Raw genomic sequence first — 7,538 nt, 5'->3', positions numbered from 1 at the left:
GCGCTCGGCGGTGTCGCGGCTGTGCTTCAGCGTGTCGCATTGCGCGGCGATCACCGCCAGCGGCGTGCGCAACTCGTGCGCCGCATCGGCCAGGAAGGCCCGCTCGCGCTGCAGCAGCGCCTGCAGCCGCGCCAGCGTGCCGTTCAGTTCGTCGACCACCGGCCGCAGTTCGCGATAAGGCTGCTCGACCCGCACCGGCTGCAGGTCGGCCGGCGAGCGCGCGGCCAGGTCCTGCGACAGGCTCAGCAGCGGGCGCAGGCCGGTGCGCACCGCCAGCCACACCGGCAGCAGCAGCATCGGAAAGCCGACCAGCAGCTGCGCCACCGTCACCGCGCTCGACAGGCCGGCGCTCAGCACCTGGTCGCGCGCCGCGACCGACTGCTGCACGTCGACGCGGCGGGCGTGGTCGGCCGTCCAGCGCCGGTACACATGCTGGGCGTCCGGTCCCTCGCCCACCACGAAGAAGCCGAGCCGGCCATCGTCGGCCAGCGGCGCGTTCTCGCTGCCGCCGCGCGCGATCAGGCGGCCGGCGGCGTCATGCACCTGGAACCCGAGGTAGCCGCCGTCGGCACCGACGCGCTGCCCGTGGGCGGCGATCTTCAGCGCGGCGCCGCGCAGCGCCGCATCGGTCGGCAGCGCCGCGTCGGCCAGCACCTGCTCGACCACCTCGCCGACGCTGCGCATCTCCTTGTCGAATTCGCCGGAGCCGGTGGCCACCATGCTGAGGTGGGCCAGCACCAGCATCGTGCCCCAGGCCAGCACGTAGGCCACCAGCAGCGCCAGCAGCAGCCGCCGCGTGATCGACGGCGTGGTCAGCGACGGCATGGCCAGGCGGCCCATCATTCGACGACGCTGTAGCCGACGCCGCGCACGGTGCGGATGCAGCCCTCGCCGAGCTTGCGGCGCAGGTTGTGGATGTGCCATTCGAGCGCGCCGAACTCCATCGGCTCGTTCAGCGGCATCACTGCGCGGGCGAGGCGGTGCTTGGACACCACCTCGCCGGCATGCCGGGCCAGCTCGGCGACGATCTGGAATTCCTTCGGCGACAGCGCGGTCAGCGCGCCGTCCACCCGCACCTCGCGGCGCAGGCTGTCGATCTGCAGCGCGCCCACCGTCCACACCGCCGAGGCATGCCCGCCGCTGCGCCGCGTGACGGCGCGGATGCGCGAGGCCAGCTCCTGCGGGGCGGCCGGCTTGATCACGTAGTCGTCGGCCCCGGCGTCGAGGCTGGACACGCGGGCGTCGAGCGCGTCGCGGGCCGTCAGCACGATGACCGGCAGCTTCAGCCCGGCCCGGCGCCAGCGCTGCAGCAGGTGCAGGCCTTCTCCGTCGGGCAGGCCCAGGTCGAGCAGCACGCAGGCGAAGGGCAGTGCGTCGTCGGCCGCGGTGGCCGTCAGGGCCTGCGCATGGGCGACGCTGCGCACCCATTCGCTGGTCAGCCCGTGGCCGGCCAGCGCGCGCTGCAGTTCGGCGCCCAGTTCGAGGTCGTCTTCGACGAGGAGGAGGTGCATGGCAGCGCAGTCTAGTGGGGCGACCCTGGGCATTCCCTAAGGTGGCGGCGGGCACAGTGCCGCCATCCCATGCCACCCCTGTCCCCCATGCCGAAATCCCTGATCGCCCGCACCCTGTTCCAACCGTCGCTGCTGGCCGCCGCCCTCGTCGCGACGACCCTGCCGTCATGCGCCCAGTCGCAGACGCCGCCGGCCCCGCCCCTCGGCCTGAGCGGCAGCCTGAGCCTGGGGGTGGCGACGATGCCCCGCTACGAAGGCAGCCCGAACCGCCGCACGATCGCCGCGCCGGACCTGTCGCTCAGCTACCGCACGGCGGACTGGGGCCACGTCGACCTTGACCACACCGGTCTCGGCTGGACCTTCTTCGAGCAGGACGCGCTGYGTGCCGGCCTGCTGCTGGGCGCCGACCCCGGCCGCAAGGACCGGAACGTGTCGGGCCTCGGCCCGGCCGCCGGGGACGACCGCCTGCGCGGCATGGGCGACGTGCGCGCCAGTGCCGAAGCCGGCGTGACGGCGGGCTACGGGCCGCTCGGGCTGACCTACCGCAAGTCGCYCGGCCAGCGCGGCCACCGCGGTGCCCAGGTCGATCTCGGCGTGTCGTGGCCGGTGCCGCTGAGCGACGCGTTCGCGCTGAGCCTGAATGCCGGCGCCAGCTGGGCCGACCAGCGCTACCTGCAGGCCTACTTCGGCGTGACGCCCGAGCAGTCGGCCGCCAGCGGCTACGCCGTCTACACGCCGAAGGCCGGCCTGCACAAGGTCGACCTGGGCGTCGGGGCCGAGTACGCGCTGCAATCCGACCTGAAGCTGCGCGCCTCGGCCGGCGTCAGCGCGCTGGGCGGCGATGCGAAGAACAGCCCGATCGTCGCGAAGAAGACCGGCGCGACCGGCTACGTCGGGCTGGCGTACCTGTTCTGAGCGCCTGCGCCGCTATTGCATGAAGCCGATCGTCGACTTCCTGCTGCCGGATTCGGGCAGGTCGTCGCAGACGACGTGGTCGCGGTGTGCGAGCTTCGCGTTGCCGAACGCGGTCATCCAGGCGCGGCGCATCTCGCGTGGCGCCATCTCGCCCATGCGGTCGAGCACCTCGCCGCGCGGCTCGGCCTCGAAGCGCTCGCCCCAGGCGTGGTCGCGGCGGATGCCGTCGTACAGCCGGGCGGCGATGCGGCGCGCCGCGTCGCGGTCGGGCGCCTGCACCTCGTAGACGTTCATGCGGTTGAGGATCGGGTCGGGGATCGCCCGGCCGTCGTTCGCGGTGGCGACCCAGATCACCTGGCTGGCGTCGATCGGCACCTCGGCGAACTCGTCGACGAAGCTGCCGGCGGTGTCGTGCTCGAGCAGGCTGTACAGCGCGCCGAGCGGGTCGTAGGCGTGTTCGCCGCCGGCCTTGTCGATCTCGTCGACCACCATCACCGGGTTCGCGTACTGGCCGTCGACCAGGGTCTCGAACACCTTGCCGGGGCGGGCGCCCTTCCACTGGCTGGAGGCGCCGCTCAGCACCCAGCCGGCGGTCATCGAACTCATCGACATGAAGCCCATGCCGGTGCCGAGCAGCTGCGAGAGTTCGCGCGCGAAGTGGGTCTTGCCGACGCCGGGCGGGCCGAGCAGCAGCAGCGGGGTGATCTCGAGCGCGTCGCGGCTGTCCTCGCACAGCGCGAGTTGGCGCTTCACGTCGTCGAGCACCTCGCTGAAGTTCGGCAGCTCGTCGTAGAGGTGGTCCATCGCCGGCAGGCCGGACGGTTTCACCTGGAAGCGCTCCGGGCCTTTCTCGAGCATGCGCTCGTAGGTGGAGCGCAGGCTCTCGTGCTCCTTGTGCGGCAGCTTGTCGAGCTTGCGGCCGACCTCGTCGACCCGGTAGAGGCTGCGCATGCGGGCAATCGGAATGCCGCCTCGCGTGGATGACGACACCGGGACCAACTGCTTGGATGCGCTCATGTGACCTCCAGAGGACGCAGACCTTGGCGTTCATTGAAGCAAAGGTGTCCGGAAGTCAGCACTCGATGAAAACCCGGAACACCACCCAGTTCTGGTGGTGCCGACATGCAGGACGCATGCCAGAGCGTGATCCAGCAACACCCGGGGAACTGGCTTTGCCAGGCCCCTTGGGTGGCGCCCCCTCGGGGGGGCAGGAGCGCAGCGACGTGGGGGCTCTACTTCACCCAGGTATTCAGCTGGATGATCGGCAGCAGCACCGCCAGCACGATCAACATCACCGCCCCACCCATCGCGACGATCAGCAGCGGCTCCAGGATGGTCGCCATCGCCATCGCGCGGCGTTGCACTTCCTGGCCCAGCTGCTTGGCGGCCCGGTCGAGCATCTGCGGCAGCTGGCCGGTCTGCTCGCCCAGCCGCGCGAACATCGACAGGATCCCCGGAAAGCGCTTCTTCGCGGCCAGCGCCGATGCGAACGGCGCGCCTTCGCGCACCTGCACCAGCGCATCCATCGCATCGGCACGCATCGCGTGGTTCGACAGCGTCTCCGCCGCCGCCTGCAGCGCCTTCAGGATCGGCACGCCGGCGTTCGCCAGCATCGCGAGCGTCCCGGCGAAGCGCGCCGCGTTGTAGCCGCGCGAGAGCTTGCCCACCAGCGGCAGCGTCAGCCAGCTCGCGTCGAACTGCTCGCGGAACAGCGCGTTGCGCAGCATCAGCCGCAAGGTCATCACGCCGCCGATGATCGCCAGCAGCAGCAGCCAGCCGTAGCTGCGCAGGAAGGCACTGATGTTCAGCATCATCGTGGTGATCAGCGGCAGCGCCCGCTTCGAGCTGGTGAACACCGAGGCCACCTGCGGCACCACGTAGGTCACCAGGAAGATCACGATCACCACCGCGATCAGCGAGACGATCGCCGGGTACAGCGTCGCGCCGATGATCTTCGACTTCAGCTGCTGCCGCTCCTCCAGGTCGTCGGCCAATCGCTCCAGCACGCGGCCGAGCGCACCGCTCTGCTCGCCGGCACCCACCACCGCGCGGTACACGTCGTCGAACTCGCGCGGCGCCCCGGCCAGCGCACGCGCGAACGGCGAGCCRCCGTTGACCTCGCTGCGCAGGTGGGCGATCAGCTCGCGCTGCTTCGGGTCTTCGGCCTCGTCGCTGAGCGCCGTCAGCGCCCGCTCCAGCGGCAGCCCCGAGCCGACCAGCCCGGCCAGCTGGCGCGTCCACACCGCCAGCCCGGTCGAGCTGAACACGCGGCGCACCATCTTCAGCCCGGTCGGCTGCGTGCCGGCCGAGGCCACCTGCGTCACCTCCAGCGGCACCAGCGCCTGCGCGCGCAACTGCGCGCGTGCGGCCTTCGCGTTGTCAGCCTCCAGCAGGCCGCTGTTGGTCTTGCCGGCGGCGTCGATCGCCTCGAACTTGTAGGCGGGCATGGTCGCTAGTCTTTCGTGACGCGCATGACCTCTTCGAGCGAGGTCACGCCTTCACGCACCAGCCGCTCGCCGTCCTCGCGCATCGAGCGCATGCCGCCGGCCTCGGCGGCGACGAACACCTGCGATTCGGCCGCCCGGCTGTGGATCAGCGCGCGCACCTTGTCGTCGGCCACCATCAGCTCGTAGACGCCGGTGCGGCCCTTGTAGCCGGAGTTGCCGCATTCGCTGCAGCCCACCGGGTGCCAGCGGCCCTTGGCGTCCTGCTTCTTGCAGTGCGGGCACAGCTTGCGCACCAGCCGCTGCGCGAGCACGCCCAGCAGGCTGGAGCTCAGCAGGAAGGGCTCGATGCCCATGTCGGTGAGCCGGGTCACCGCGCTCGGCGCGTCGTTGGTGTGCAGCGTGGCGAGCACCAGGTGGCCCGTCAGCGAGGCCTGCACCGCGATCTGCGCGGTCTCGAAGTCGCGGATCTCGCCGATCATGATGACGTCCGGATCCTGCCGCAGGATCGCGCGCAACGCCTTCGCGAAGGTCAGGTCGATCTTGGCGTTGACCTGCGTCTGGCCGATGCCGCCGAGGTCGTACTCGATCGGGTCTTCCACCGTCAGCACGTTGGTCGTCGCGGTGTCGACGCGGCCGAGCGACGCATACAGCGTCGTCGTCTTGCCCGAGCCGGTCGGGCCGGTCACCAGCACGATGCCGTGCGGCTGCTGCACCAGCGCATTGAAGCGCTGCAGCGTGTCGCCGCCCATGCCCAGGCCTTCGAGCGTGAATTTCGATTCGCCCTTGTCGAGCAGCCGCAGCACAGCGCGTTCGCCGTGCGCCGACGGCAGCGTCGACACCCGCACGTCGACCGCGCGGCCGCCGATGCGCAGCGAGATGCGGCCGTCCTGCGGCAGCCGCTTCTCGGCGATGTCGAGCTCGGCCATGATCTTCAGCCGCGAGATCAGCGCCGCGTGCAGCGCCTTGTTCGGCTGCACCACCTCGCGCAGCGTGCCATCCACGCGGAAGCGCACCGAGCTCGAGCGCTCGTAGGGCTCGATGTGGATGTCGCTCGCGCCGTCTTTCGCGGCCTGCGTCAGCAGCGCGTTCAGCATGCGGATGATCGGCGCGTCGTTCGAGGCCTCGAGCAAGTCCTCGATGGCCGGCAGGTCCTGCATCATGCGGCTCAGGTCGACCTTGCTCTCGACCTCGCCGATCACGACGGCCGCGCTCGATTCGGCACCGGCATAGGCGGCGGCGATGCGGTTGACCAGCGTCGACGACGGCTCGCGTTCCAGCGCGTCGATCGAGTACAGCCGCAGCACCTCGCTGAGCGCCGGCATCGACACCGTCTCGGGCGCCCACAGCACCAAGCGCTCGCCGTCGTCTTCCAACAACAGCGTGTGTGCCTTCGCGTAGGCGTAGGGCAGGGGGTGACGTGAGCCCATGGTGTTACTGCCCCGGCTGGCTGGCGGCCGGATCGGCCGGATCGGGGGCCGAGGCGCCCGACGCGGGCGCCGCCGGCAGCGCCGGATTGCGGATCGGCTTCGGTGCCGGTGCGCTCAGCGCCTTCGACGAATCCTGCAGCGTGTTCAGCGGCGGCAGCACCGGCGATTCGTTGATCGGCGTGATCCAGCTGTTGCGCGGCTGCTCGGCCTTCTGCTGCGCACGGATGGTCTCGTAGCGGTCCAGCGAGACCGAGTTCGAGGTCGCCGCATCGCGCATCACGATCGGGCGCAGGAACACCATCAGGTTGGTGCGCGTCTTCTGGCGGCTGGTGCTGCGGAACAGGGCACCCAGCACCGGGATGTCGCCGAGCAGCGGCACCTTGTTGTTGGTCTCGGTGAACCGGTCTTCGATCAGGCCGCCGAGCACGATGATCTCGCCGTCGTCGACGACCACCGTCGATTCGATCGAGCGCTTGTTGGTCGACGGGCCGGCGCTGGTGGTGCCGGGCGCGACCTTGTCGGACAGGCTCGACGACTCCTGGAAGATCGTCATGCGCACCGCACCGTTCTCGCCGATCTGCGGCTTGATCTTCAGCGTGATGCCGACGTCCTTGCGCTCCACCGTCTGGAACGGGCTGGTGGTGGCGGTGCCGGTGTTGGTGAACTGGCCGGTGATGAACGGCACGTTGCTGCCGACGATGATCTTCGCTTCCTCGTTGTCGAGCGTGATCAGGTTCGGGGTCGAGATGATGTTGCTGTTGGTCTGGCTCTGCAGCAGGTTGGCGATCGCCGCCAGCCCGTACTGGCCGGCGAACTTGCGGATCACGCCGATGTTGAAGCCTTCGCCGAGGCCGGCGGCCACGCCGGTCGCATCGATCTGCACCAGGTTGCCCTTGCCGCTCTTCGGCGTGAAGTTGGTGCCGCCGACGATGCCGGTGGAGTCGCCGCTCTTGCCGATCAGGCCCTGCCACTGGAAGCCGGCCTCGGCCGCGTTGTCGCCGGTCACCTCGACGATCATGCTCTCGATGTAGACCTGCGCACGGCGCGAGTCGAGCTGGTCGATCACCGCGCGCAGCTGCTTGTAGACCGGCTCGGGCGCCGTGATGATCAGCGAGTTGCTGGCCGGGTCGGCCTGGATCATGCCGCCGGTCGACGGTGCGGCCGACGGGGTGAGCGGCGCGACCGCCTGGCCGCCGCCGGGGCCGCCCTGCTGGCTGTTGGGGTTGGCGGCCTGCGAC

Annotated in this window: 7 protein-coding genes; 1 reads left to right on the top strand and 6 read right to left on the bottom strand. The window is 70.4% G+C overall.

What is annotated here, in order from left to right; translation table 11 throughout:
• Together AC1D01_RS14200 and AC1D01_RS14195 are read right to left on the bottom strand one after the other, a co-directional pair.
• The coding region (locus AC1D01_RS14200) for a histidine kinase dimerization/phospho-acceptor domain-containing protein (protein ID WP_477867233.1) at positions 1 to 825 on the bottom strand (825 nt) is incomplete at its 3' end.
• A gap of 14 nt (positions 826 to 839) precedes the next feature.
• Complete coding sequence (locus AC1D01_RS14195; RefSeq protein ID WP_477867231.1) at positions 840 to 1,511, bottom strand: response regulator; 672 nt, start codon at positions 1,509 to 1,511, stop codon at positions 840 to 842.
• Positions 1,512 to 1,598: 87 nt separating this feature from the next.
• Here AC1D01_RS14195 and AC1D01_RS14190 point away from each other — a divergent pair, with 87 nt between their 5' ends.
• Positions 1,599 to 2,426: a MipA/OmpV family protein gene (locus AC1D01_RS14190; protein WP_477867229.1), complete on the top strand. Its 828-nt coding sequence runs from the start codon at positions 1,599 to 1,601 to the stop codon at positions 2,424 to 2,426.
• A 12-nt stretch (positions 2,427 to 2,438) separates the two neighbouring features.
• On the opposite strand, the gene AC1D01_RS14185 is transcribed toward AC1D01_RS14190, so the two are convergent.
• The 4 genes from AC1D01_RS14185 to gspD form a co-directional block, all read right to left on the bottom strand.
• A complete protein-coding gene (locus AC1D01_RS14185) occupies positions 2,439 to 3,443 on the bottom strand; it encodes an AAA family ATPase (RefSeq protein ID WP_477867227.1) in 1,005 nt (334 codons plus the stop codon).
• 215 nt (positions 3,444 to 3,658) lie between these two features.
• Positions 3,659 to 4,873 carry a type II secretion system inner membrane protein GspF gene (gspF, locus tag AC1D01_RS14180; RefSeq protein ID WP_477867225.1) on the bottom strand — a complete coding sequence of 405 codons (1,215 nt, stop codon included), beginning with the start codon at positions 4,871 to 4,873 and terminating at the stop codon, positions 3,659 to 3,661.
• Positions 4,874 to 4,878: 5 nt separating this feature from the next.
• Positions 4,879 to 6,300, bottom strand: a complete 1,422-nt coding sequence (gene gspE / locus AC1D01_RS14175) for a type II secretion system ATPase GspE (RefSeq protein ID WP_477867223.1) — start codon at positions 6,298 to 6,300, stop codon at positions 4,879 to 4,881.
• Between the two features lie 4 nt (positions 6,301 to 6,304).
• The coding region (gspD, locus tag AC1D01_RS14170; protein ID WP_477867221.1) for a type II secretion system secretin GspD at positions 6,305 to 7,538 on the bottom strand (1,234 nt) is incomplete at its 5' end.

It is taken from the genome of Rhizobacter sp. P3_B12 (genome assembly GCF_056402895.1).
This window is presented reverse-complemented; position numbering and strand designations above follow the sequence as displayed.

Excerpts from the sequence above, each read along its gene's own strand:
- AC1D01_RS14195 (WP_477867231.1), bottom strand. The coding sequence starts at position 1,511 with ATGCACCTCCTCCTCGTCGAAGACGACCTCGAACTGGGCGCCGAACTG.
- AC1D01_RS14185 (WP_477867227.1), bottom strand. The coding sequence starts at position 3,443 with ATGAGCGCATCCAAGCAGTTGGTCCCGGTGTCGTCATCCACGCGAGGC.
- gspE (WP_477867223.1), bottom strand. The coding sequence starts at position 6,300 with ATGGGCTCACGTCACCCCCTGCCCTACGCCTACGCGAAGGCACACACG.